The organism is Candidatus Pelagibacter sp. HIMB1593, assembly GCF_052047755.1.
Classification (GTDB): Bacteria; Pseudomonadota; Alphaproteobacteria; order Pelagibacterales; family Pelagibacteraceae; genus Pelagibacter.
Window position 1 is genome coordinate 1,391,831 of sequence record NZ_JBNAJK010000001.1, and the last position, 26,554, is coordinate 1,418,384.

30 protein-coding genes, 1 tRNA gene and 1 rRNA gene are annotated in these 26,554 nt (G+C 27.2%); 11 read left to right on the forward strand and 21 right to left on the reverse strand.

The annotated features are described in order from the left end of the window. Positions 1-17: 17 nt before the first annotated feature. The 11 genes from tkt (at position 18) to ACTTA0_RS07415 (ending at position 8,265) form a co-directional block, all read left to right on the forward strand. Positions 18-1,979 (forward strand): transketolase, encoded by a 1,962-nt coding sequence (gene tkt, locus ACTTA0_RS07365; protein ID WP_440676586.1) that lies wholly within the window; start codon positions 18-20, stop codon positions 1,977-1,979. 2 nt (positions 1,980-1,981) lie between these two features. Further along, positions 1,982-2,989: a type I glyceraldehyde-3-phosphate dehydrogenase gene (gap, locus tag ACTTA0_RS07370; protein ID WP_440676587.1), complete on the forward strand. Its 1,008-nt coding sequence runs from the start codon at positions 1,982-1,984 to the stop codon at positions 2,987-2,989. Further along, positions 2,989-4,164, forward strand: a complete 1,176-nt coding sequence (locus ACTTA0_RS07375) for a phosphoglycerate kinase (protein WP_440676588.1) — start codon at positions 2,989-2,991, stop codon at positions 4,162-4,164. The genes gap and ACTTA0_RS07375 overlap by 1 nt, the downstream gene beginning before the upstream one ends. 1 nt (position 4,165) lies before the next feature. Next, on the forward strand, positions 4,166-5,176 hold the full coding sequence (locus ACTTA0_RS07380) for a class I fructose-bisphosphate aldolase (protein WP_440676589.1): 1,011 nt from the start codon (positions 4,166-4,168) through the stop codon (positions 5,174-5,176). Then, positions 5,163-5,777, forward strand: a complete 615-nt coding sequence (gene thiE, locus ACTTA0_RS07385; protein WP_440676590.1) for a thiamine phosphate synthase — start codon at positions 5,163-5,165, stop codon at positions 5,775-5,777. The genes ACTTA0_RS07380 and thiE overlap by 14 nt, the downstream gene beginning before the upstream one ends. Beyond that, complete coding sequence (efp, locus tag ACTTA0_RS07390; RefSeq protein WP_440676591.1) at positions 5,774-6,334, forward strand: elongation factor P; 561 nt, start codon at positions 5,774-5,776, stop codon at positions 6,332-6,334. The genes thiE and efp overlap by 4 nt, the downstream gene beginning before the upstream one ends. Position 6,335: 1 nt before the next feature. Continuing rightward, positions 6,336-7,076, forward strand: a complete 741-nt coding sequence (locus ACTTA0_RS07395; protein WP_440676592.1) for an inositol monophosphatase family protein — start codon at positions 6,336-6,338, stop codon at positions 7,074-7,076. 35 nt (positions 7,077-7,111) lie between these two features. Further along, on the forward strand, positions 7,112-7,342 hold the full coding sequence (rpmE, locus tag ACTTA0_RS07400; protein WP_075506043.1) for a 50S ribosomal protein L31: 231 nt from the start codon (positions 7,112-7,114) through the stop codon (positions 7,340-7,342). Beyond that, positions 7,343-7,924 (forward strand): cell cycle transcriptional regulator TrcR, encoded by a 582-nt coding sequence (locus tag ACTTA0_RS07405; protein ID WP_440676593.1) that lies wholly within the window; start codon positions 7,343-7,345, stop codon positions 7,922-7,924. It begins immediately after the preceding gene. 63 nt (positions 7,925-7,987) lie between these two features. Beyond that, on the forward strand, positions 7,988-8,182 hold the full coding sequence (gene rpsU / locus ACTTA0_RS07410) for a 30S ribosomal protein S21 (protein ID WP_075484443.1): 195 nt from the start codon (positions 7,988-7,990) through the stop codon (positions 8,180-8,182). 6 nt (positions 8,183-8,188) lie between these two features. Next, a tRNA-Met gene (locus ACTTA0_RS07415) sits at positions 8,189-8,265 on the forward strand. A gap of 142 nt (positions 8,266-8,407) precedes the next feature. On the opposite strand, the gene ACTTA0_RS07420 is transcribed toward ACTTA0_RS07415, so the two are convergent. The 21 genes from ACTTA0_RS07420 to ACTTA0_RS07520 form a co-directional block, all read right to left on the reverse strand. Continuing rightward, complete coding sequence (locus ACTTA0_RS07420) at positions 8,408-9,115, reverse strand: formyltransferase family protein (protein ID WP_440676594.1); 708 nt, start codon at positions 9,113-9,115, stop codon at positions 8,408-8,410. Next, positions 9,108-10,340, reverse strand: a complete 1,233-nt coding sequence (locus tag ACTTA0_RS07425; protein WP_440676595.1) for a DegT/DnrJ/EryC1/StrS family aminotransferase — start codon at positions 10,338-10,340, stop codon at positions 9,108-9,110. The genes ACTTA0_RS07420 and ACTTA0_RS07425 overlap by 8 nt, the downstream gene beginning before the upstream one ends. A 247-nt stretch (positions 10,341-10,587) precedes the next feature. After that, positions 10,588-11,286: a transaldolase family protein gene (locus ACTTA0_RS07430; RefSeq protein WP_440676596.1), complete on the reverse strand. Its 699-nt coding sequence runs from the start codon at positions 11,284-11,286 to the stop codon at positions 10,588-10,590. Between the two features lie 8 nt (positions 11,287-11,294). Beyond that, the gene (locus tag ACTTA0_RS07435; RefSeq protein ID WP_440676597.1) at positions 11,295-12,689 is read right to left on the reverse strand and encodes an NAD(P)(+) transhydrogenase (Re/Si-specific) subunit beta; all 1,395 of its coding nucleotides are present in this window, start codon (positions 12,687-12,689) and stop codon (positions 11,295-11,297) included. 3 nt (positions 12,690-12,692) lie between these two features. Beyond that, on the reverse strand, positions 12,693-13,001 hold the full coding sequence (locus ACTTA0_RS07440; protein ID WP_440676598.1) for a proton-translocating transhydrogenase family protein: 309 nt from the start codon (positions 12,999-13,001) through the stop codon (positions 12,693-12,695). Between the two features lie 4 nt (positions 13,002-13,005). Beyond that, positions 13,006-14,094, reverse strand: coding sequence for an NAD(P) transhydrogenase subunit alpha (locus tag ACTTA0_RS07445; RefSeq protein WP_440676599.1), 1,089 nt, complete (start codon positions 14,092-14,094; stop codon positions 13,006-13,008). 19 nt (positions 14,095-14,113) lie between these two features. Continuing rightward, the gene (locus ACTTA0_RS07450; RefSeq protein WP_075506037.1) at positions 14,114-14,224 is read right to left on the reverse strand and encodes an aa3-type cytochrome c oxidase subunit IV; all 111 of its coding nucleotides are present in this window, start codon (positions 14,222-14,224) and stop codon (positions 14,114-14,116) included. A 4-nt stretch (positions 14,225-14,228) separates the two neighbouring features. Then, positions 14,229-14,354: a type B 50S ribosomal protein L36 gene (gene ykgO, locus ACTTA0_RS07455; protein WP_440676600.1), complete on the reverse strand. Its 126-nt coding sequence runs from the start codon at positions 14,352-14,354 to the stop codon at positions 14,229-14,231. A 182-nt stretch (positions 14,355-14,536) separates the two neighbouring features. Continuing rightward, positions 14,537-15,208 carry a glycosyltransferase family 2 protein gene (locus tag ACTTA0_RS07460; protein WP_440676601.1) on the reverse strand — a complete coding sequence of 224 codons (672 nt, stop codon included), beginning with the start codon at positions 15,206-15,208 and terminating at the stop codon, positions 14,537-14,539. Between the two features lie 55 nt (positions 15,209-15,263). After that, positions 15,264-15,378, reverse strand: a 5S ribosomal RNA gene (gene rrf / locus ACTTA0_RS07465). Between the two features lie 48 nt (positions 15,379-15,426). Beyond that, a complete protein-coding gene (locus tag ACTTA0_RS07470; RefSeq protein ID WP_440676602.1) occupies positions 15,427-17,412 on the reverse strand; it encodes a polysaccharide biosynthesis protein in 1,986 nt (661 codons plus the stop codon). A gap of 8 nt (positions 17,413-17,420) precedes the next feature. After that, positions 17,421-18,644: an O-antigen ligase family protein gene (locus ACTTA0_RS07475; RefSeq protein WP_440676603.1), complete on the reverse strand. Its 1,224-nt coding sequence runs from the start codon at positions 18,642-18,644 to the stop codon at positions 17,421-17,423. After that, positions 18,632-19,174: a sugar transferase gene (locus ACTTA0_RS07480; protein WP_440676604.1), complete on the reverse strand. Its 543-nt coding sequence runs from the start codon at positions 19,172-19,174 to the stop codon at positions 18,632-18,634. Before ACTTA0_RS07480 ends, ACTTA0_RS07475 begins: the two co-directional genes overlap by 13 nt. After that, a complete protein-coding gene (locus tag ACTTA0_RS07485) occupies positions 19,167-20,111 on the reverse strand; it encodes an NAD-dependent epimerase/dehydratase family protein (RefSeq protein WP_440676605.1) in 945 nt (314 codons plus the stop codon). The genes ACTTA0_RS07480 and ACTTA0_RS07485 overlap by 8 nt, the downstream gene beginning before the upstream one ends. Further along, positions 20,112-20,879, reverse strand: a complete 768-nt coding sequence (locus ACTTA0_RS07490) for a glycosyltransferase family 2 protein (RefSeq protein WP_440676606.1) — start codon at positions 20,877-20,879, stop codon at positions 20,112-20,114. Positions 20,880-20,919: 40 nt separating this feature from the next. After that, a complete protein-coding gene (locus ACTTA0_RS07495) occupies positions 20,920-21,756 on the reverse strand; it encodes a glycosyltransferase family 2 protein (RefSeq protein ID WP_440676607.1) in 837 nt (278 codons plus the stop codon). Continuing rightward, positions 21,753-22,400 (reverse strand): class I SAM-dependent methyltransferase, encoded by a 648-nt coding sequence (locus ACTTA0_RS07500; RefSeq protein WP_440676608.1) that lies wholly within the window; start codon positions 22,398-22,400, stop codon positions 21,753-21,755. The genes ACTTA0_RS07495 and ACTTA0_RS07500 overlap by 4 nt, the downstream gene beginning before the upstream one ends. After that, a complete protein-coding gene (locus ACTTA0_RS07505) occupies positions 22,390-22,971 on the reverse strand; it encodes a putative colanic acid biosynthesis acetyltransferase (RefSeq protein ID WP_440676609.1) in 582 nt (193 codons plus the stop codon). The genes ACTTA0_RS07500 and ACTTA0_RS07505 overlap by 11 nt, the downstream gene beginning before the upstream one ends. Then, complete coding sequence (locus ACTTA0_RS07510; RefSeq protein ID WP_440676610.1) at positions 22,972-24,141, reverse strand: glycosyltransferase; 1,170 nt, start codon at positions 24,139-24,141, stop codon at positions 22,972-22,974. It abuts the gene before it with no gap. A 7-nt stretch (positions 24,142-24,148) separates the two neighbouring features. Next, complete coding sequence (locus tag ACTTA0_RS07515; protein WP_440676611.1) at positions 24,149-25,264, reverse strand: glycosyltransferase; 1,116 nt, start codon at positions 25,262-25,264, stop codon at positions 24,149-24,151. 11 nt (positions 25,265-25,275) lie between these two features. Then, a complete protein-coding gene (locus ACTTA0_RS07520; protein ID WP_440676612.1) occupies positions 25,276-26,550 on the reverse strand; it encodes a hypothetical protein in 1,275 nt (424 codons plus the stop codon). Between the last annotated feature and the right edge of the window lie 4 nt (positions 26,551-26,554).

Consider the following 26,554-nt stretch of genomic DNA (forward strand, 5'->3'; position numbering starts at 1 on the left):
GTCTAGTCAGGATAATTTTGAGTAAAATACATAACGATTTAGCGAATTGTATCAGATTTTTATCTATTGACGCAGTTCAAAAAGCTAATTCTGGTCACCCTGGGATGCCAATGGGTATGGCAGATGTTGCCACTGTACTTTTTAGGTATTTTTTAAAATTTAATCCGAGAAATCCAAATTGGTTAAATAGAGATAGATTTGTTTTATCAGCCGGGCATGGTTCAATGCTTCTCTATTCTTTGCTGTACTTGACTGGTTATAAAAGTATTTCTTTAAATTCGATTAAAAATTTTAGACAACTAAACTCTATTTGTGCAGGTCATCCAGAGTATCATCCAAAAACTGGAATTGAAACAACCACTGGACCACTTGGACAAGGAATAGCTAATGCAGTTGGATTTGCAATAGCTGAAGAAGTCCTCAAAAAAAAATTAGGCAAAAATCTAATTAATCACAAAACTTATGTTCTAGCTGGCGATGGTTGCTTAATGGAAGGTATTAGTCACGAAGCAATGAGTTTAGCTGGTCACCTCAAATTAAAAAATTTGGTGATGCTCTTCGATAATAATAATATTTCAATTGATGGTCCAACAAGCCTTGCTGTATCAGATAATTTTAAAAAAAGATTTGAAAGCTATGGATGGGATTACATATTAGTTGATGGTCACAATGAAAATCAAATTTATAGAGCTTTAAAAAGAGTTCAAAATGCAAAAAAACCAACAGTAATTTCTTGTAAAACAAAAATTGGATATGGTTCTCCAAATAAATCTGGTAAGTCGTCTTCACATGGTAGTCCTTTGGGGTTAGATGAAATTAAATTAGTAAGAAAAGTACTTAAATGGAAATATAAACCTTTTGAAATTCCAAATAAGTTATTGAAACAATGGAGAGTTATAGGAAGAAAGGGTCAGTTAATTGAAAAAAAATGGAACAAATTAACTAAAAAACAAAATAAAAAATTAAATCTAATCAAAAAAAATAATAACTTTAAAAATGTTTTAAATTCAGAAAAGAAACTTGCAATCAAAGAACCTAAAAGCTTAGCAACAAGAAAATGTTCTGAGTTAACTTTAAACGCATTAACCAATTCAAATAACAATCTAATTGGTGGTTCTGCAGATTTGGCAGGATCTAACAATACAAAAACAAAAAAACATAAAATTATTACTCCAGGAAATTTTGAGGGAAATTATATTCACTATGGTGTCAGGGAACATGCAATGAGTGGAGTTATGAATGGAATCGCACTCCATAGTAATTTTATTCCTTATGGCGGAACTTTTTTAATATTTTCTGATTACTGTAAACCATCAATAAGATTGTCGGCTCTAATGCAACAAAGGGTTATTTATGTAATGACGCATGATTCAATTGGCTTAGGTGAAGATGGACCAACACATCAACCAATTGAGCAATTATCTGGTTTAAGATCAATTCCAAACCTTAATGTATTTAGACCTGCAGATAGAATTGAAACAATTGAATGCTGGGAGCATGCATTAAAAACTGCAAATACTCCAAGTGTCTTGTCTTTAACAAGACAAAATTTAAATCCAATTAGAAAAAAATATTCTCTAAATAATAAATGTTCACTTGGTGCTTATGAGGTGCTTAGAACAAATAAGAAAATTAAATTAACAATTTTAGCAAGTGGTTCAGAGGTAAATCTTGCAATCGAAACGAGTCATAAACTTGCTAAAGATAAAATTTATTCTAAGGTTATTTCGGTACCTTGTATGGAGCTTTTTGACAAGCAAAGTAAAACTTATAGAAATAAAATACTAAATGAAACCAAAAATAAAATCTCTATAGAAGCTGGCTCTAGGGATTGCTGGAAAAAGTATGTTGGAGAAAATGGAAAAAATTTTGGAATTAATGAATATGGTAAAAGTGCACCGTTTAAAGAAATATATAAATATTTTGGGCTAACAAAAGAAAATATAACTAACAAATCAAAAAATTTAATTAAAAATTAATTATGACAATTAAAGTTGGAATTAATGGAATGGGTAGAATTGGTCGAATGGTAGTTAGATCAATTATAGAAAGCCAAGATAAAAAAATAAAATTACAACATATAAACAATCGATCAAATACTGAGACTACTTGTACATTAACAAAATATGACTCAATTCATGGTAAATTTGATGCTGATTTAGATTTTGATGAAAATCACTTAATAATAAATAATGAAAAAATTACATTTTCACAGGAGTCTAATATTGAAAACATAGACTGGAAAAAATTTGATGTTGATTATGTTTTTGAGTGTACAGGAAAATTTAATTCTAAAGAAAAACTTTTAGCTCATATTAAAAATGGAGCAAAAAAAGTAATAGTATCTGCGCCATGTAAAAACGCAGATAAAACAATTGTATTTGGTGTAAATGAAAAAGATATAACTAGTAAGGACCAAGTAATCTCAGCCGCATCATGCACCACAAACTGTTTGGCTCCAGTTGTACATACACTAAATGAAAATTTTGAAATTGAAAAAGGGTTCATGACCACTATCCATGCATTTACAAGTGATCAGAGAATTCTAGATAATTCTCATAAAGACCCAAGAAGAGCGAGATCAGCAAGTCAATCAATTGTCCCGACATCTACTGGTGCGTCAAAAGCAATTGGCGAAATAATTCCTAGCTTGAAAGGTAAATTAGAGGGAGTTGCAATGAGAGTACCTACCCCAAATGTTTCACTTGTAGAATTAGTTTTCTGTACAAAAAAAAATATCAACAAAGAAAATATAAATAAATCATTTGAATTAGCATCAAAAAATAATCTTAAAAATGTATTAGAAATCACTCATGAAAAGTTAGTATCAATAGATTTTAATCATAACCCTGCATCTGCGGTTGTTGATGGATCTCTTACAAATGTTGTTGGAGACAATATGGGCAAAATTTCAGCCTGGTATGATAATGAATGGGGTTTTTCAAATCGTATGTGTGATATTGCAGAATTTATTCATCAAAATTCTTAATGCAAAGTGTTTCCAAACTAACAAACCTACAAGGTAAAAAAGTTATTTTAAGATTGGATTTAAATGTCCCTCTTAATAATGGGAAGATAACTGATACAACGAGAATTGACAAAGTTCTTTCAACAATCAAATTTTTATTAGAGCAAAATTCAAAAATAATTATCTTATCTCACGTTGGTCGACCCAAAGGAAAAGTAATTAAAGATCTTTCGTTAAAACCAATTCAAAAAGATATAGAAAAAAAATTAAATGAAAAAATAAAACTTATTGAAAAAAATATTTATGAGATAAAAAAAGATATGCTCGATAATTTTAATGAAAAAATTTTATTAATTGAAAATATTAGATTTTATCCAGATGAGGAAAAAAATGATACTAATTTTGCAAAACATTTAGCAAGCTTAGGTGATATTTATGTAAATGATGCTTTTTCATGTTCACATAGAGCGCACGCATCTGTTTGTGAAATTTCAAAATTTTTACCATCTTTTTCAGGGTTGCAATTAGATTTGGAGATTAATGCATTAAAAAAAATTACATCTAGCATAACTAAACCTGTTACTTGCATAATAGGAGGATCTAAAATTTCTACTAAAATTAATATTATAAAAAACTTAATTTCAAAATTTGACAATATAATAATTGTAGGCGCAATGGCGAATAACTTAATTGAACACGATGGATACAATATTGGAAAATCTCTTAAAGAAGAAAATGTTAATTCTATAGTTAATGACATCCTCTCATATTCAAAAGAAAAAAAATGTAATATAATTTTTCCAGAAGATGTAATAGTGGCAAATGATTTAAATGGTCAGCCTAAAATTAAAGAATTGAATCAAATTAAATTAGATGAAATGATTTTAGATATAGGTCCAAAAACTGTTGAAAGTATATGTGGTATTATTGATAATACTAACACAATATTATGGAACGGTCCTGCAGGATATTTTGAAAATCCTAATTTTGCTAATGGAAGTACTGCAATTGCAAAAAAAATAGTTGAAAAAAATAAAGAAGATAAAATTTACTCTGTTGTAGGTGGTGGAGATACCGTTTCATTAATTAATTCTTTAAATGCTGTTAAAGACTTTAATTTTGTTTCAACTGCAGGTGGAGCATTTTTGGAATATCTTGAAGGAAAAGAACTTCCTGGTATAAGCGCTTTAAATTGATATGTCAGAACTAAATAAAATAGCTCTTAAAATACTTTCAAATGGCAAAGGAATACTTGCGGCAGATGAAAGTAACGGAACTATGACGAAAAGACTTGAGGCTGTTAATGTTGAATCTACGCCATTAAACAGACTCGCTTTTAGAGAAACTCTTTTTAGTTCAGAAAGTATGAAAGATTGTATCGGTGGTGTGATCCTATACGATGAGACAATAAACCAAATTTCAAATTTAGGTAAATCGATTCCTGAATTAATCTCTGCTAGTGGAGCAGTACCTGGAATTAAAGTAGATACAGGTGCAAAAAATTTAGCAAACTCTCCAGAGGAAAAAATTACAGAAGGGCTAGACGGGCTAAGAGAAAGATTAAAAAAATACTATGAGCTTGGTGCAAGATTTACAAAATGGAGAGGTGTTTATTCGATAAGCAATAACTATCCTAGCAAACTTGCAATTCATTCTAATGCACATGCACTTGCAAGATATGCCGCTTTAGTTCAAGAATGTGAAATGGTTCCTATAGTGGAACCAGAAGTTTTAATGGATGGTGATCATTCAGCTGGTGAGTGTTTGGAAAAAACTTCAGAAGTTATAAAAAAATGTTTTGAGGAATTAATTATACATAAAATTGATTTATCAGGGATCATATTAAAACCAAATATGATTTTAGCTGGAAGTAATTCAAAAAACAAAATCTCTAATGAAGAAGTTTCAGACAAAACACTTGAATGTCTTAAAAATTCAGTACCTACAGAAGTACCAGGAATTGCTTTCCTGTCTGGAGGTCAATCCGAAGTAGAAGCAACAGAAAATCTCAATTTAATTAGCAAAAACAATAGTACAAATTTTATAATGACCTATTCATATGGTCGAGCTTTACAACAAAGTGCACTTAAATTTTGGTCTAAAGACATGGCTAAAACCAACGAAACACAGGATGTGTTTAATCATAGAGCAAGAATGTGTACTTTAGCCGCTCAAGGCAAATGGGCAAGCGATCTTGAGAATAAATAAAAAAAAATTTATTTATCTTATCTCTCCAAATAAAATTAAGAAGGATTTTTACCAAAATCTAAACAAGGTATTAAAATCAGATAAAATTAGTTTTTTTCAAATGAGATTTAAAAAATACTCTTTTAAGAAAAAAATTTTGATAGGAAAAAAAATTAGACAACTATGTAAAAATAATAGAGTAAAATTTATTGTTAATGATGACCCAATTCTTGCAAAAAAATTAAACGCTGATGGATGTCATTTGGGGCAAAAAGATATGCATATTAAAGAGGCCAAAAAAATAATTGGAAATAAAATTATTGGAGTAACATGTCACAACTCAATTAAACTTGCAAAAGAGGCAATTAAAAATAAAGCTAATTACATTGCGTTTGGTGCTTTTTTTCCAACAAAAACAAAAAAAGCTAAATACAGCGCTAATATAAAAACCTTGAATAAAGTAAAGAAATTAACAAATATTCCCATAGTCGCTATAGGTGGAATAACAAATGAAAACTATAAAAAACTTTTATTGAACAATGCAAATTTTTTAGCTATCTCAGGCTACATTTGGAATAATAAAAAATACAAAGCTAAAGAAGCTATAGAAAGTTTAATATGAAAATAAATGCAAGTGAAATTAGAGTTGGGATACTTTTAGAATATAAAAATGATCTTTGGCAAGTTCTAAAAACACAACATGTAAAACCTGGAAAAGGTGGTGCATTTGCACAGGTAGAAATGAAAAGTGTTGGTAAAAATACCAAGCTAAATGAAAGATTTAGGTCTAGTGAAACTGTGGAAAAAGCATCACTAGATGAGAATAAATATAATTATATGTATGAGGATGATGTTAATTATTTTTTTATGGAACCAAAAACTTTTGAACAAATTGAAATTAAAAAAGAAATTATTGGAGAGCAAGGTAAATTATTAACTGAAAATCTTGAAGTATCTGTAAGTTTTTATAATGAAAATCCAATTTCAGTTGAATTACCAAATCAGGTACAGTGTAAGATAGAAACTACTGATGCAGCATTAAAAGGTCAAACCGTATCTTCATCTTATAAACCTGCGACCTTAGATAATGGTTTAAATATTCAAGTTCCACCATTTATAGAGGCAGGAGACGAGGTAATTGTTGATACTCGAAATTTAGAATACGTTAAAAAAATTTAAAATGATATCAATATCATCAAATCTTAATTTAATGATAAAGGCTGCTGAAAAAGCATCTAAATCTGTGATCAGAGATTTTGGCGAAGTTGAAAAATTACAAGTTTCTAAAAAAGGCCCTTACGATTTTGTTACAAAAACAGATAAAAATGTAGAAAAAATTTTAATAGATGAATTGTCCAAATCAAAAAAAAATTACTCATTTATAACTGAAGAAACTGGTAAGATAAACAACAAGGACAAAGAAAATTTTTGGATTATAGATCCAATAGATGGTACAACTAATTTTCTTCATGGTATTCCGCACTTTGCTATTTGTATTGCTCATATGTCTAAAAACGAAATTATAAGTGGATTAATTTTCGATCCCATAAAAGATGAAATGTTTTTTTCTGAAAAAAACAAAGGAGCATATCTAAATAATCAAAGACTAAGAGTGTCAAAAAAAAATTCTACTGAAGATTGCTTATTTTCAAGTAATCATGAAGGTGCAAAATTTAGTGACCTAAATATGAGATGTAGTGGATGTGCAGCACTTGATTTAGCATATGTAGCTTCTGGAAGACTTGATGGTTTTTTTCACAATAAAATTAATATTTGGGATGTTGCTGCTGGTGCTTTAATGGTTGAAGAGGCTGGTGGAATAGTTAACAAAATCAACAAGTTTGATATAAAAAATATTGATATCCGAGCTTCAAGTAGTGCAATTAACGATAAAATGCTTGAAAAATTAGTTAACTTTTAATTGTTTTAAAAAATTCTTTTGCTATAAGTCTCCGCATGAAAAAAAATATTCATCCAAACTATCATACTATTAAAGTAGAAATGACTGATGGTACACAATTTGAAACAAAATCAACTTGGGGTGCTGAAGGTGATTTGCTTAAACTTGAAATTGATCCAAAATCACACGCTGCTTGGACAGGTGGAAAACAGAAATTAATGGATAAAGGTAGAATAAGCAAATTTAATAAAAAATTTCAAAATTTTAAATCAGAAAAGAAAAATTAAATGTCAAATGCACCTTTAATGCCAATGGCTACTGCCGTTTGGTTAGTAGAGAATACAACTCTAACATTTAAACAAATTGCAGATTTTTGCAAACTACATGAGGTAGAAATACAAGGTATAGCAGATGGAGAGGTTGCGAAAGGAATTAAAGCTTATAATCCAATTATTTCAGGACAACTTTCAAGAGAGGAAATAGAATTATCATCTAAAGATGAGAATAGACCATTACAAATCAAAAGTAGTGATATTGAAATTTCTAATGATGAAAAGAAAATTAAAAAATATATCCCTCTTTCAAAAAGACAAGACAAGCCAGATTCTGCTTTATGGCTTATCAGACAACACAATATTTTGAAAGACTCACAAATAGCTAAATTGGTTGGAATTACAAAAAATTCTGTAACTTCCATTAGAAATAAAAGTTATTGGAATTACAATAATCTTAACCCTAAAGATCCTGTAGCATTAAATTTATTTTCACAAAAAGATTTGATAGACGCTATAGAAAAAGCTGAAAGAAGAATTAAGAGAGAGAAAAAAGAAAAAGAAAAACAAAATAAAGTTAATCAAACAAGCATTTAATGAACAAAATTAATAGACATAAATTAATAAAAGTGATAACAAACCACTTTTTTGGAGGTAGTTATTAAAATAGAAGTAAAAGATAATAATGTTGAACAAGCATTAAGAGTATTAAAAAGAAAACTGCAAAGAGACGGTTTCTTTAAAGTTATTAAATTAAAAAATACTTATGAAAAGCCTTCTGAAAAGAAAAAAAGAATTCTTCAAGAAAATATCAAAAGAGTTAAAAAATTAAATAAACTTAAGAATAGAATTTAAAAACATCGCGGGGTGGAGCAGTCTGGTAGCTCGTCAGGCTCATAACCTGAAGGTCGGCGGTTCAAATCCGTCCCCCGCAACCAATTTAATTTAAAAGATTTTAAAACGTTTTACTATGGAGGATTCACAAATATAAAAAAAAGACATTTAAAATTTTATTTATGTATTTAATTGTTTAAAATTTAAAAAACAAATATAGAATTACAACTAATTAATTATAAAGTATTATAGATTAAACTTAAATTTAATAATATCAATTAACTTTGGATATCCATTATATTTATAAAAGTTACTACTTTTAAAATTATGTTTAATTAGTTTCTTGTAATTATAAATACAATTAAACATGAACTTATGCGAGTGTTCATTTAAAAAAATTTTTTTATATAAATTAAAAATTGTGTCATCTTTATTAATTTTAATTTTAAGTTTTTTAATAATATTTCCACTGTCAATTTTTTTTTCTATTACATGAAAAGTTATACCTATAAATTTCTCTTTATTCCTTAGTGAATAATAATTTGGAAAAAGGCCTTTATATTTTGGCAATAAACCTGGGTGAAAATTTACAATATCGCAATTAATTTTTTTTAACGCATTTTTCTTAAATATTTGATTACAATTATACGAAACTAATAAATCAAAATCTCTCTTATTAACAAATTTGTAAAATTCCTGTTTATTAATACTTTTAAACTTATGATTTTTAAAATTATAGTTAACTTTATTTTTAAAAAAAATAAAAACAAAAACTTTTAACATCTCTCTAAAACTTAACATTAACATCATGTAAATAATTTTTTTAAAATTCAAAAAACCAGGAACAAAAACTATTTCAACATCAAGTTTTCCTTGTAAAACACAATATTTTAAAAATGATGGTGTAAAAAATTTTTCCTCTGAAGTTGTTACTATACAGATTTTTTTAACCATTACCTCTTTCATAGAAATTAATTAATTTACAAATAATTATTATATCTTTTTCCGATATATTGTTATGAGTTGGTAAACTTAAAATTTTTTCATGTAAATAATCACAATTTAAATATTCTTTTGGCTTAAAGTTTAATTTTAAATATCTAAGGGCATTAACATACCAAGTACGTCTTATATCATAACCAATTTTAAGCAATTTTTTACTCATAAATTTATTATTATTTTTTTTTAATAACAAAGGATATTCCAAAAAAGAATTAATTTCATAAAATTTATAATTATTAATTTTCAAACTATCGTCTATATATTTTTCATATAGCTTTACTTTTTCAATTCTTTTTATGATTTGATATTTCAATGTTTTTAAACTTTCTATTCCTGCAAAAGCAAAATTATTTTGAAAATTATATTCATAATGCTTTGGAGTTGATTTAAATAACTTGGGGTAAAGATTTGGATTAACTAGATTGTCTAATTTTTTTAGAGATAGTTTAAGTATATGGTGTGTAAAAAAATTGTATATGTACTTACTGTAAAAAATATCAATTAGCATGCAGAAAAAAACTAATCTAAAAGATGAAAGTAAAGGAAAATTATTATTTTCTTTTAAATTTTGTTCTATTTCATTTAGCTTAGATTTATCTTTTGAGTATATAGCGCCCCCATGAAAAGTGAAAAGATGCTTCATAATACCAAAACTATAAAAACCATAATCAAAAATTGTACCAAGAAACTTTTCTTTTTTAATTTTTGCACCAATATTGATTGCTACATCTTCAATTATTTTTAATTTGCCATTATATTTTTCATGGAATTTAAAAATATTACTTTCATTGGAATACAAATGAGTCAAAACTAACCCTGCTGTATTATTATTTATTTTTTTATCTAGATCTCTTTCTAATGGTAATCCAGTATTTAAGTCTATTTCTACATAAACTGGTTTTCCACCCGCATATATAATGGCATTAATTATCTCAGTTAGTGTATAGGGGCAAATTAGTATTTCTCTTTTTTTTTTTGATAAAATAACTTTAAAAATATTATAAGCTGCTACTCTGCCTTGGGATGTAAGCAACAAATTATCTGTTAAAAGAAAATTTTTTAATTTTTTTTCAAATTTTTTTTTATTTATTTCACCTTTTTTTAAAAATAAGTTTGAGAAAAACTTAATATAAATTTTTAATGAAGTATTAATATTTATTCTCGTTTTCTTTATCATGCTTTTTTACTTTTATTAAAAGCTTTGAATTAAATTATTTTTTCTTTTTTTAAAAAATTTTTAACTTTAGATAACTTGTAAACGTTATTAAAAAAATCAAAATTTTGCTTTATATTTTCAATTTTTCTCTTTCTCTGAAACATTTACTAAGTAAATTAAAAATATACTATAATTAAATTCTTAAAATGGCTTAGGTATAATCAAAGCTGAAACACCATAACCAATTATATCTATTTTCATAGCTCATTTAAATTTTAAATTTAGATTTTTTACTATCCGTAAGAAAAGCTTTAACAGTTTCGGTGGTCAATTGATCAAAGCTTTTTCCAAAATTAACAATCTTTTCAATAATCGCTGGTGGTATGGTTATAATATGACACTTTAATTGCTTTGCTTGTATATAATTATAAGGTTCTCTAACACTGGCCCACAATATCTCAACATTTTTAAATTTTTTTGCTAACATAATACTTTTAGCAACCTCTGGAACTGGATCATTTCCTGCATCCGCTGCTCTTCCAACAAATATAGATATAATTACTTTTGTCTTTTTATTTATTACTTTTAAAATGTTTTTGGTCTGTTTAGCAGAATATACTGCAGTAATATTCAACTTAATGTTATTATTATTTAGTTTTTTTATAACTTGACCGGTAAATATATTTTTAGAATTAACCACTGGAACTTTGACGTATACATTTTTTCCCCAAGTATTTATTTCCTCTCCTTGCTCAATCATAGATTTTTGATCATCAGCAAACACTTCCAAAGAAACAGGTTTATTGTTACTAAATTTTAATATTTTTTTTGAATATAATTTATAATCTTTGGCGCCTGCTTTTCTCATCAAGCTTGGATTAGTTGTAAATCCTTTTACAATCTGTTTCTTGTTAAATTTTTTTATTAATGATATGTCTGCAATATCACAAAAAATTTTTGTACTCATTAGATCAACTATAAATTCTTTGTAATATCCTCTGTCATTTTTTTTGCATCTGCAAATAACATTAAAGTGTTTTCTTTGTAAAATAAATCATTATCTATTCCTGCATATCCTGGGGATAAGCTTCTTTTAACAAACAATACTGATTTGCATTTTTCTACATCTAAAACAGGCATTCCGTAAATTGGACTTTGTGGATCTGTTTTTGCTACTGGATTAGTTACATCATTTGCACCAATTACAAATGCTACATCTGCATTTGCAAAGTCATTATTTATTTCTTCTAATTCAAACACCTCATCATACGGAACGTTTGCTTCAGCCAATAAAACATTCATGTGACCGGGCATTCTTCCTGCAACAGGATGAATTGCATAAGAAACTTTTATGTCGTTCTTTTTTAATGTATCTACCATTTCTCTTAAAGCGTGTTGTGCTTGCGCAACTGCCATTCCATATCCAGGAACAATTATAACGGAAGAAGCATTTTTCATTAAAAAAGCTGCGTCGTCTGCATTACCACTTTTTACTGGTCTTTGTTCTTTACTTTGACCTCCAGTTGTTTGGTCAGTAGCACCGAAACCACCCAATATTACATTAAAGAACGATCTATTCATTCCTTTACACATAATATAAGAAAGTATTGCTCCTGATGATCCAACTAAAGCACCAGTAATAATTAGTGCTGTATTTTCCAAAGTAAATCCAATTCCTGCTGCAGCCCAACCAGAGTAAGAATTCAGCATCGAAATTACAACCGGCATATCTGCACCACCAATAGGAATTATAATTAAAAATCCTATTAAAAAAGAAACTGCAATTAATATCCAAAATAGATTAGATGATTGTGACGAACAAAGATAAATTGTCAAGATTACAATCAATATTAACAATAAAGCGTTTAATAAGTGCTGACCTTTAAAAGTTATTGGAGCACCGGACATTATTCCTTGTAATTTTAAAAACGCTATAACAGATCCAGAAAAAGTGATCGCACCAACAGCTGCTCCTATTGCCATTTCGATTAAGCTTGCAAGTTTGATATTTCCTGGTGTTCCAAGATTAAAGGCCGTAGGATTTAAAAATGCTGAGATTGCAACAAATACCGCTGCTAGTCCAACCAAACTATGAAAACCGGCAACCAATTCTGGCATTGCTGTCATTGGTATACGATATGCTATAAATGCTCCAATACTTCCACCAATTGCTAAAAATATTAGAACATAAATAAATCCTGATGAAAAATTTCCGACAGAAAGAAATGTAACTGTTACAGCAATAACCATTCCTATTATTCCAAATAGGTTTCCTTGTCTTGAGGTTTCTGGAGATGATAATCCTCTTAAAGCTAAGATAAACAAAACTCCAGATACTAAATATAAAATTGCAGATAAATTTGCTGACATTAGTTATTTATCCTTTTTCTTTTTTTTATACATGGCCAACATTCTTTGTGTGACTAAAAACCCACCAAAAATATTAACTGCTGCTAAAATAATTGCAAAAAAACCATAAATACTGGATGATGAAAAAACCACCCCATCACTTCCAGACAAAGCTGCAATTATTGCTCCCACAATAATTACTGAGGAAATTGCATTCGTAACTGACATCAATGGAGTATGCAAAGAAGGTGTTACACTCCATACAACATAGTAACCGACAAATATTGATAAAATAAATATGCTTAATCTAAATATAAAGGGATCTATTTCCATAATACTATTTAATAAGTGTTTTCTCTATTATTTCATCTTCTAAATTAATATTTAATTTCTTATTTTCTTTATCATATAAATTAGAGATAAAATTAAATACATTTTTAGCATACAAATTAGAAGCTGATACGGGCAATTTATTTAATATATTTGCCTCCCCTAAAATTTTAACACCATTTTTTTCTACAGTTTTGTCAACTTCAGTAAAAGCCGTATTTCCTCCTTGAACGGCTGCTAAATCATAAATAACTGAACCTGGCTGTAAACTTTTAAACATATCTTCTTTAATAATTTTTGGAGCTTCTCTACCTGGAATTAAAGCTGTACAAATTATGATATCAATTTTTTTTAACGTCTCTGTTAATAATTCTTCTTGTTTCTTTTTAAATTCATCTGAAGCTTCTTTTGCATAACCACCTTCAGTTTCTAAATTCTCAGATTCTTCAACAGTTAAAAATTTGCCTCCCAAACTTTCAACTTGTTCTTTAGATGCCATTCTTACATCAGTGGCAAATACAACAGCCCCCATTCTTTTAGCAGTTGCAATTGCTTGCAATCCAGCAACACCTGCTCCAACCACCAATACTTTTGCTGCAGGAATGGTTCCTGCTGCTGTCATCATCATTGGAATTGCTTTTTCATAAACTTGGAAAGCTTCCACAACAGCTTTATAACCAGCAAGGTTAGCTTGTGATGATAAAATATCCATTGATTGTGCTCTTGTTATTCTTGGTAATAACTCTAGTGAAAAACAATTTATTCTTTTAGATTTTAAATTCTCTAATTTTTCTTTATTCAAAAAAGCATTTAATGAACCAATTAAAGTTTGGTTTTCTGTAAATAATGACAACTTTTCTTTATCTGGCAATCCTAATTGAATAACAATCTCAGAGTTTTTTATTATTTCACTTTCATTATCTAAAAAATTAACACCTAAATTTTTATACCCCTCATCAACAAAACCTAAATGTTTTCCATAATTATTTGGTAAAGTTAAATTAAATCCTAAACTTATATATTTTTTTGCAATTTCAGGAGTTACAGCTATTCGCTTTTCAATATTATGATCTTCTGAAATTGAAGCTAAATTCATAAAAAATAAATTTAATATATTATAAAAGAAATATTGCCATTAAAACTAAAACTGTAATTACAGCAACTGTACCCCACAAAACAAACTTAGTAAAATTATTCCAAGTATTTTTATGGTTTTCATTGTCCATGAAATTATTTCTGTCTTGCTTTAAATTTTGGATTTGTTTTATTAATAATATATACCCTGCCTCTTCTTTTGACTAATTTTGAATTGAGGTCTCTTTTTTTAATAGATTTTAGTGAACTTTTAATTTTCATAATTGAAAGAGTTATTAATGGAAGTTAATTAATCTTGCAATTATAAACTTCTATATTTTTAAAATAATATTATTGATTTATAGCCTTTTATTATAAATTTAACCTAGTACCTTAATGAAAATCAATTTTTCAAGTATATTTACACATTTAAGTAATTTATGGGTAATAAATATTAACTTTTTTTAAATATATATAATTAAGTTTGTTAAGGATTTAAACATACTAAAAAAGTTATATTTCGATTGACCAAAATATCTTTTTCTAAAATTAATTGGCACATAAGTAATTTTGTATTTTTTGCTTAATTGTAAAGTTAAACATACATTCGATAGTTGTATCTTATCAGGTATAAGATTAATAATTGATCTTAATAATTGAACATTTATCAATCGATAAGGAGAATTTGGATCTTTAACATAATTTAAAGATTTTAAAAAAATTAACATCTCCATAAATCTTGTAAAAATTTTTCGGTAAACACCATCCTCTCTTGAATATCGATAACCATAAATAGCTGAGCTTTTGTTTATATTATTAAATAAAAACTTAAAGTATTTAGGATCACATTGACCATCTCCATCTATTTGCAAAACATGAGTAAATTTATTTTTAATAGAATAAGAGTATCCAAGCATACAACTTTTTCCATGACCTATATTTTTATTATTGATAACTAATATATTTTTTTTTTTAAATTTTTTTAAAACATCTCTAGTTTTATCAGTTGAACCATCATTAATAACTAAAAATTTGTGATTAATATTATATTTATCAATTTCTAAATTCCATTCATCCAACACTTTTTTTATAGCTTTTTCTTCATTAAAAACTGGAATTACAATTAAAAGCTTCATAAATCATTTTGCCTTTAGATTTTTCGTACTTTATGAATTTTAACTAAAAGGTAATGCCTGGCAATGTCCTACTCTTCCATATCTTAAGACAAAGTACCATCGGCGCTGGAAGGCTTGACTTCCGAGTTCGGAATGGGATCGGGTATAACACTTCCGCAATAATCACCAGGCGTTAGACTTATACAATATAAGTTCAAATAGTCAAAGTATTAATTAAACTATTTTTTTATTTTAATTATATTTGAAGATAAATTCAATTTTGAGGCTTTCTCAATATTTATATGATTTGTATTATTTATTTCAGTGTGAATAAGATCAACTATTTTATATTCAGAGTGGTATGAATCTATTATTTTCTCTAAAAGCTCTTTAACTTCTTCAGCCTTATTATTTAATGAAAATAATTTAAGTTTATCTAAATCTTTCTTTAAATTATCAAAATGTATAAATGGATCTTGAGCTTTTTTAATTTTTTCATGATCAGTTGGTTGGGGATCATCTCCTAATAATAGCTCTTCATACAGCTTTTCCCCTGCTCTAAGTCCAATTATTTTAACCTCTATGTCTCCCTCAGGATTTGACTGATTTTTAATACTAAGTCCCGATAGACTCACAATTCGATAAATTAAATCTTTAATTTTTACACTAGCACCCATATCAAGAACAAAAACATCACATTCTTTACTCATTGCTCCCGCCTGTATTACTAGTTCAGCTGCCTCTGTTATTGTCATAAAGTATCTTGTTACTTCTGGATGTGTTAGTGTGATTGGACCTCCTTGTTTTATTTGTTTTTTAAATTTCGGAATTACAGATCCAGATGACTCAAGTACATTTCCAAAACGAACTATTGACATATTAATTTTTTGATTTTTTTTTTGATGGTACATTGCTTGCAAACAAAGTTCAGACAATCTTTTTGTTGCTCCCATTATATTTGTAGGTCTAACGGCTTTATCGCTAGATATTAAAACAAAATTAGAAACTTGTTCCATTAAGGAAGCTTGAATAAGAGAATAAGTTCCAAAAACATTATTCAACACTCCTTCACAAATATTATACTCTACAAGAGGAACATGCTTATAAGCTGCAGCATGATAAATTGTTTCTACTTTATATATTTTTAAGATTTCACTTATTTTATCCTGATTTTGTATATTAGATATAATGGGAATAATCTCGATATTCTTATTAAAATTTTTAAGCTCTTCATAGATGTTATAAAGTGCAAATTCATTTAACTCACATAAAATCAGTCTTTTGGGTTTAACTTTAATTATTTGTCTACATATCTCTGAGCCAATAGATCCACCTGCCCCAGTTACTAAAACAACTTGATTTTTTATATTTTTAGATAATAAATCTTTTTTTGGTGGAACAATTTCTCTGTTCAAAATATCGTTAACATCAAGTTCTTTTATATCTGATAAAGTAATTTTGCCGTCAATAATGTCACTTACAGAAGGTAAAGTTTGAACTTTTAATTTATATTTACGGAGCTTTTCAAGAATTTTGTTTCTTTTAAATCGACTAATTGATGGTAAGGCTAGTAAAACTAATTTAATTTTTTTCTTCTCTATTAATACATTTAATGATTTTGGGTCATAAATATTGTAACCATTCAAAACTTGACTATGGAGTGTTTTATCATCATCTAAAAAACCTGAAACTTTAAATTCTAGACTATTTTCTAGTGATATTGCCAATTGTCTACCTGAGTTACCAGCACCATAAATTAAAGTTTCTATGGATAAATTATTTTTTTTAAAATTATTAATATTATTTCCTAAAATAAATTTAACACCTAACCTGGAAATAAATATTCCAAAAAATAAAAGCATTGGTTGCAAAACTCCAATTGATCTTGGAACACCTTCAATTCTATATAAGGTGAATAGACAAAAATATAATAACCCGTATACCAAAATAGCTATGGAAACTGAAAACATTATGCTCAAACCTGAATATCTAAAAATAGTTCGGTATAAACCAATTAACCAAAAAACAGGTAAGGCTAATAAAACTGATGCTAAGGCTGCGACTATAACAGGCCCTTTTAAGGGAACGAATTGATCAAGTCTTAAATAAAAAGCTCCAACAACCGCAATTAAACATAAGCTCAAATCACAAGAAAGTGCCAATATTTGTTTTGCTGAACGCGGTAAGCCTAGAATACTCTCAGTTATATTTTCTCTATTGATCATTACAAATATTATTTCTTCGATAATTTTTCACTGTATATTGAGTGAAGATAAAAACCAACAGGCATTACATAACATATGGCGAGCCAATTATTAAAAAAATTTCCATTAGGTGAAAAAGGCCAAACAGTTATAAGCATACCTGATAGTAAACAAACTTGATAATCGGTTAAGTATCTTTTTTTATTTAAAATTACAGTCATAAATTGTTTAATTGAACAGTAAGCTACATAGATAAAGGCACTAAATAAGAAAAAAAAACCTATAATTCCAGTTTCGGCTAATAATTGTATATAAAAATTATGTGGGTGAGTATTGCAAGGATAACTACCTGATGAATATTTTTCATTATTACATAGTTCTCTATACATCTTGGGTCCGTGTCCAAGTATAGGTTGATCTTTAAACATATTTGTAGCTGTACGAAAATAACTTTCGTGGCCTTCAGTGAATATAGATGTACTAATACTCTTTGCGGTACTAATTACCATCCGATCTTTAATATTATCATTATTAAAAGTGATGAATGCAATTAATATAAAAGAAATAATGAATGTAAAAAGTCTCAATTTTTGAAACTTTTTAATAAGTATTATAATAAATATTGTAGATAAATTAAGAAAGAAAAAGGCAGTCCTTTCTCCTGATATATAAATTAGTAAATCAATTAATATGAATAAAATACTAATAAAATATTTTTCATATTTAGTATTTTCTCTAATAATAAAAAGAGCAAACAGTAATGGAAATAATCTAGATAAATAAGATCCCATAATCAATTCATTACCAAAGAAAGAGGAAACTCTAGTCGCAAACATTGGCATTCCAAAAATATTATATCCAAAAAAATATTGATAATACCCATCAGCTACCAAGGAAATAAAACTAATAATTAGCAAATAATAAAAATAATTTAAAATTTTATTATTATTATTTATCAAGTACCAGACTACACATGCAAAAACTCCGATCCTAAAATAAAATAAAGAACTTTCTAAACTTAAAAGTGTATTTTTGGCAACAAAAATACTTAACATTAACGAATAAAAACAAAAAGCAAAAAAAATGATTAAAGGTTTGGATGTTAAATAAAAATATGATTTGTTCTTAATAACATAATACAAAAAAAATATAACAGATAAACTTACAATTAAATCTGGAAAAAAAGGTCCCCAAATAAGCAGAGGTATTATCAATGCTATACTTAAAGCTGATAAATTTTTTATTTTTTGCATCTAAAAACAATTAATATACTTATTATAATGTAGTAAAAATAATTAAATAAATTCATTTGTTTAATCATAGATGAATCAGTCTTTGCAAGTAAAATTGGAGTTTTCATAGTAATACCTGTTATCTGAGCAAGTCCAGTAATTCCTGGTTTTACTTTAAACACCCCTCTTTTTTTTCTCTCAACAATTAATTTTTTTTGATTTAGTAAACAGGGGCGTGGACCAACTAAGCTCATTTCTCCAATTAACACATTATATAATTGTAATATTTCGTCTAATTTACTTGATCTTAAAAAATTTCCAAATTTTGTAATATTTTTTTTTTTAATTAAATGGGTTCCTTTTGACGGTGTATTAATTTTCATTGTGCGAAATTTATAAATTAAGAAAGATTTTTGATTTTTACCAATTCTTAACTGATTAAAAATTCCTGATCCTGTATCTATACGAGCCACAAAGTAAACTAATGGAATAATAGGTATAAAAAAAAATATACCTAAAATACTTAAAATAAGGTCAAAAAATCTAATCATATAGTTCCTTTGATTTTAAATTATTAACCATTTTTTCAATACCATAGTTCACTGTGTATGGTGGTGACCAATTCAAAAGTTTTTTAGTTAAACTTATATCAACTTGGAAAGAATTTATTAATTTTTCTATGTCAGAAGATCTTCCAATTAAACTTCCAAAAATTTTAATTAAAAATGGATTAAAAGACAAAATTTTAACTGGTTTATGCATGGCCAAGGAGATTTTGGTAATAAGTTCCACAGTTGATAAATCATTGTCATCACTAACAAAAAAAGTTTGATCAGCAGCTTTTGGATGATCTATACTTTTTATAATAATATCCAATAAATTATCCAGTCCTATAAAAGACCTTTTATTTTTAATCAATCCCAGAGGAAATGGAATACCCATTTCAATTAACTTTATAAGTCTACTGAAGTTACCTTTGACAGCTGTACCGTAAACAATTGGTGGTCTTATTATTGTTGTTTCTAAATTTGTATTTTTAGATATCTTTTTTAATTCATTTTCTCCTTCAAATTTTGAAAGTTCGTACAAATGATCTTTGTGAATTTCTTTATTTTCTTTATTTAAAAGAATTATTTTAGCTGTACTTAAAAATATAAATCTTTTAACACCAAATTTTGCTGATTGGTAAGCTAAATTTTTTGTACCATCGATATTGACCTCTTTATATCTCTCATAATTTTTTTTTTTATTATAAGAAATATTTGTGTTTTGACTCGCGCAATGAATTACACAATCAATATCTTTAAGAATTTTTGACCAATCAGTTTTACTGTTGATATTACAATAAAATATACTTTTAGATTTTAGATTTGATTTTTTACTATTGTGCCTTGCTGTTCCTTTTACATTGTAACCCTTTTTTTTAAGAGCTAAAACTAGAGCATTTCCAATAAATCCAGAAGAACCTGTAACTAAAACATTAAACACTTATTTAGAATTCCTTAATTTAAAAATCCATTTTTTAATTTGTTTAAAAGGTAAACGCAATGATACAAATAAAAAATTGGAGTAAATATTATTCTTTTTTAAGGCTTTTAAAATTTCTTGTGAAGTTCTTATATAACTTTTAATACCTGATGTGCTTAGTCCACCAGTTCTCATGTGAACTAGAGTTCTGTTTAAATTAAAAATTTTAAATTTTTTTTTCAAATAAAGTCTTAACAAAAAATCAAAATCTCCAGCACTTTTAAATGATGAATCGTATAAACCTATTAGATTAAAAACATTTTTTTTTACAAATGTAGCAGTGTGAGCTGGCATAAAACCAAAACGAAACATCCAGGGTCTAAACAAACTTGAAGTTATTTCTCTATTTTGAATATTTTTTCTTTTAGGATCAAAAAAAACTATATTTCCGGTTAAAATATCCAACTCTCTTTCTTTAATTATTTTTACAACTTGACCTAAAACTGAAGCGTCAGAAAAAATATCATCTGCATGTAAAATACCTATAACACTTCCTGTGGAAATTCTTATACCTTTGTTCAAAGCGTCATAAATTCCTTTATCTTGTTCACTTAAAAGTATTAAATTTTTTTTTTTCTTAGAATTAATTATTTCAATTGTTTTATCAGTACTACCGCCATCAATTATAATATGTTCAACATCGCTATAATTTTGTTTCTCTACAGATGTTAAACAACTTTCAATAAAAACTTCACTATTAAGAGTTGCGGTAATTATTGAAACTTTCAATTTATTTAAAATTTAAACTAATTAGATAAAAATTATATTTTTATTTCGAAATATTAATATCATCGATTTTATTAATTTCAGTTTTAATATCAATCATATTTTCGTAAATTGAAAGCAGTCTGCAATATAAAAACCCTGGATAGCCGTCAAGAAAACCAAATTTTAAAATATACATATATAAGAATCTTAAAAATGATCTAAAAGGTAAAAAAACTGATAGTGTTTTTAAAGCTCTTCTTCGATCTGTATTTTTTATTGATACAAAATTCATTAACTCAAAAAAAAATTTGTTCTTTTTTATTTTAAGATCTAAATCTGCTTCATCAGAAGAATATTTATTATGCTTATTAAACCATTCGTCTATCCCTTTTGAAAAAGTATTATGAATATAAGCTTCTTTCAGAACACCTACAGTTTTTGCATCCATATCCTCAATCTGTCCGTGTCCATATTGTTTGAATTTTAATTTTTTATAACGACCTAATCTTACTTGATATACTGGATACATGCTGGAATAACGCAACCACTTACCTAAAAAAAACATTTTTGAGGCTATTTTAAATGCATCAAAACTTACATTTGAATTTAAATTTTTTATCTCTTTTTCAAGCTCCGGTGTTAAAATTTCATCTGCATCTAAATGAAGTACCCACTCATTTTTAAATTCAAAATTTTTTAATGCATAATTTCTCTGATCAGCGAAATTATTGAACTTTTTTTTAAAAACTCTTGCTCCTTTTGACTCTGCAATTGAAACTGTGGAGTCGGTGCTATAAGAGTCTAAAACAACAATATCATCGAAATCTGATATAGAATCTATACATTTTGAAATGTTCAATTCTTCATTAAATGTTAAAATTAAAATAGATATTTTCACTGTACTGGTTTTTTAAATCTAACAATCATTGACTTTGCTATTGAGGGATGGAAACGTCCAACTCTATAAAATTTAATATCTTGAAATTTAAATTCATTCAATAATTTAGTTAAAGTTTTAAATGACCAAAATTTTATATGCCCACCATCCGTTAAAGCCGTGAAGTGATCATCCATTTTTCCAAATAATGAAATTAAAAGATTTTTTAAATAACCATGATAAGGGGTTGAAATGATTGCAACACCACCTGGTTCTAATAAATTTAAAATATTATTCATATAATCACGTGGAGCGTATACATGCTCAATTACCTCTAAACTTATTAAAATTGGAAACTTACCAAACTTATCTGCCAAATTTTCAACTGTTGAGCCATTGTATAATTTAAGTTTTGGGAAAGATAAATTTGCTTGATTTATTCCATCATTTGAAGGATCAACTCCAGTTACATCCCATCCTTTATTTGTTAAGTAATTTGCTATCGATCCATTTCCACAACCCAAATCAAAGATACGTCTTGTTTTAACTAGATTAGAATCAACATCATTTAAAATTCTTTCCACTGTTGGCAATAATACAGAATGGTGCTCCATATGAGAATTATCAATATATTCAAATGATGAAGTTATGTTTTCATTTTTCATTTTTTATTGTTCTCTTTCTTATAAATTTAGCTGGATTACCACCAACAATTTGCATTGGTTTAATATTTTTCATAACAACTGAACCTGCACCAACTATTGCACCATTTCCAATATTTACATTTGGACCAATAAAACTCTCAGAACAAATCCACACTTTATCACCAATTTTAATAGGTAAACGCATCAATGGTAGTTTTGGATTAGAATATTTATGTGTTCCGGCACATAAGTGAGCGCGATGAGATATGGTAGTTTGGGATCCAATATCAATTTTACCTAAATTGTAAACTAGAGTCCACTCACCTATACTTGAGTCATCGCCTATTTTTAAATTCCAAGGAATATATATTATTACACTTGGATAAATATGAACATGACTTCCGATTTTTGCTCCAAAAATTCTTAATAAAAAATTTCTCCATTCAAAAAAAATTCTAGGGCTGTAACGAAAAAAAATATTAAAAAATGACCATAAGATTCTTCCTAAGTACTCTTTAATAGTATAAGGATACAATTTTCTTGAACTTGAAATATCTAATTTTAAATTAGAGTAATTATTTTTTTTATACATTTACACTATAAAATCAGGTTTATTTTTTTTATCCAATATCCACTTATAAACATCAATCATTTTTTTAGCAATTGTAGGATAACCAAAGTTTTTTTGTGCAAATATCTTGCCTCTTTTACCCATTTCTTTTAACTTTTCACTAGGTGTTGATATAGCTTCATTCAAAGCATTTGTTAAAGGATCAATACCAATATCAATCCACCAACCACAGTTATTTTTGATCAAACCTTCCCATGGGGCACCTTTGGTTGTTATAACTGGCAGTTCAGACATTAAAGCTTCAGCAACTACAATTCCAAAATTTTCAGAATAAGTTGGTAAAACAAATAAGTCAGAGGATTTGTATAGATCAAATTTTTTATCACCATCTACTGGACCAATAAACTCAAAATGATGGTTTAATTTTTTTTCCCTTATTAAAGCCTCAACGTCTGATTTATGTCCATCTTCATCTGGACCAGCAATTACTACTTTCCATTTTTTTGGATTTAAATTTTCCCATGCTTTAACTAGCTCGATTAAACCTTTTTTTGGATGTATTCTGCTTAAAAAAAGTAATTGTCTTCGATCATCTTTTTTTAGGTTAAACTTTTTAGTATCAGTATAATTACTAAAGTTAATTCCATTTGGAATTATTGCAATTGGCTGTTTTAAGCCAATTTTTCTCAAATTTTCTGCCTCTTGTTCTGCGGTAGCATGAATTACATCAGCTAAATTAAGATCCTTTTTTTGATAAATGTACCATGCAATTTTTTTTTTTAAAAAATTATTATTCAATGCCCATGGTTCCAACATACCTTGTGGACTTATAACGATAGGTATAAAGTTTTTTTTCGCTAGAATAATTGATGCATGGGATAATGGTTCCCAAATTCCAGTCAAATGAAGTAAATCAACATTTTTATTTAAAAACTGATTAAGTTTTAGACGATATGACGATGCATAGATTTTTTTAAAAAAGTTATTTTCAATCTCACTAAGTTCAATTTGTACTTTTTTTTGAGATGGAAAGTAAAAATCATTTAAAAAAAATTTTTCTTTTTTTAAAAATTGCGAAATTAATATTACTTCAGTACCATTATTTACAAGTTCATCACTCAAGTCTGATACTAAAAAGCTAGTGCCTCCACTCTTTTTTTTCAATGAACTTATGCATTTAATAATTTTCACAATAATATTATTTTTTAATTTCCCATGGTGGTAATGGTTTTTTTCCATTATTCATTGCAAATTCCAATATTTTAATTAGATATTCTGCACCCGCTTTAGAACTCAAACAATTTGCCCATTTTTTTATATGTTCTCTTTTTTTTTTTGAAATTTTGCCTTTTATAATTGTTTTTTTTAATTTCAAAAGAAGGTCCTTGCGGTTGTTGCTCTTAAAAATATAACCAAACTTACTTGCTTTGACAATTGTTGAGGATCCGCATTTATCACTACAAATTACAGGCGTTCCAACCATAAGCGACTCAGACACAACTGCTCCCCAGCCATCAAAATAACTTGGCAAAACCAAACAATCAGCATCAGCAATTTTTTTTGGAACTTGACTTATAGGTATTTTGTGAATCCATGTTACTATTTTTGGTAATTTTTTATTACATTTATTTATTAAATTTTTTTTTAACGGACCATTACCAATTATTTCTAATTCAATTTTTTCTTTCTCTTTTTCTTTCAATAAAGATAAAGCATCTAATAATAAATCAATATTTTTTCTTTTTATAGCTTGACCAACAAATATAAACTTAAATTTTCGATTAATTGTACTGCTTGATTTAGTTTTTAAAATTTCTTCATTTAGAAAATAAGCAAAAGGAAAAATTTTTTTGTTATCAAATCCCCTATCTTTATACCATTCAGCTGCACCACTTCCTATGGCTAGGATGCCATTTATTTTTCTTTTCCACAAAATGAATAAAAAATTATATAACAATTTTCTTAATTTACCTTTTAATCCTTGATCATTAATTTTTTCCATGATTATCCAATGATTTAAATTTTTCTTTCTAAGATAATTTTGGACGTTTTGAATAAATCCATTAAAAATTAAACCTTGGCAAATATTAATTGAATCTTTCAAATAAAAAATTTTTGAGAATTTATTTTCAATGTTTTTAAAATAAATTATTTTTGCAAAAAATAGTTTAAATTTTTCCCATCCTAATTGTTTTCTATCTTTTGTGATAAGTTTATCTACAACAAGATTTACTTGTATTCTCTTTGAAGCTATTCTATCAATAAGATACGCAATATGTGGTGAAACAAATTCTTGCCAAAAAAAAATTTTCATAAGTTTTTTAATCAAATATTACTTTTACTTTTTTCATTTAGTAAACTAAAACTATGTTGTGTAATTAAAAGAATTAAGCACGGAATAAGCAATACCCACAACCTTGATCCAAAGATAGACATTCCTCCCCAAAAATAACTAACTAAATTTAAATCAAAAATTAACAAAGGAACTATAGAGTTAAAACTCAAATAAGATACTAATTTACGTATAACGACAATAGTTATTAATGTAAAAATTAATCCTATATAAAATTTTTCTCCAAACATAAGCATTTGCTCGCCAACAAAACCTAGTGAAATTGAAAATTCTTTATCAACTCCAATTGTTGGGTTAGTTCTTACGCTTTCCTCAAAAATAACATCAACAGCCCAAAATCCAATGGGGATAGGTTTGGATGACCAGATTTCTCTTGGCACATGTATAAAATACATCAATAAATATTGATCGAAAAAAGCATTCCATTGTGTTTGTGCAAAATATTTAGTTGATTGTACCATCTCTGTTATTTGCAAATGATATCCTGCAGAACCAATTAAATACTCTTCAAAACTGAAGTTTTTATATCTTGATGATTGCAAGATCATTAAGGCAATAGGACAAGCAATATAAAAGATAAAATGTGAAATGAATATTCTGCAATAATGGAAATAGATTAAAATTGGAGATAAAAATAAAACAGCCAAAAACACTCTTCCCATACCCACCCAGTGGAAATAAAGATAAACTGCAGAAAATGAAAAATGATAAATTAAGAAAATCCCTCCAAATATGGGATTTTTCAAAGTTTTGAGTATTTTCTCTAAATAAATCAATGAAATTGAAAATGGAAACATGAAGGATGACATTCCGATCAAGTGATTACCCTGACCAAAAAAAAATGGACCAATTACAGTCCAAGATGACAAAGAAAAATAAATAATTAAATCTTTTTTATCCAAATATTTGTTTTTTGAGACATTATTTAAAGTTTTTGGTCTATCAAACAAATATTCCAAAATATCAAAACATAATATTATAACAAATAAGATATGAGTAAAATCTTGTCTATGATAATAATAAATTGCAAAACTTGGAATTAATAGAAGTATAATCTTATAAATTAAAAAAATTAAATCCTGGCCATTTAATTTGCTGTTTAAATTTTCCCTAAAAATTAAAAAAAACCAAAAATAAAATAAAAATCCAAAATTATATCTTAAAGAATTATCAAAATAGAAACTTATACTTCCCAAAGAATAAACACAAAAAGTAAAAAAATAATAACGATTTATTTTTAAATTCATATTT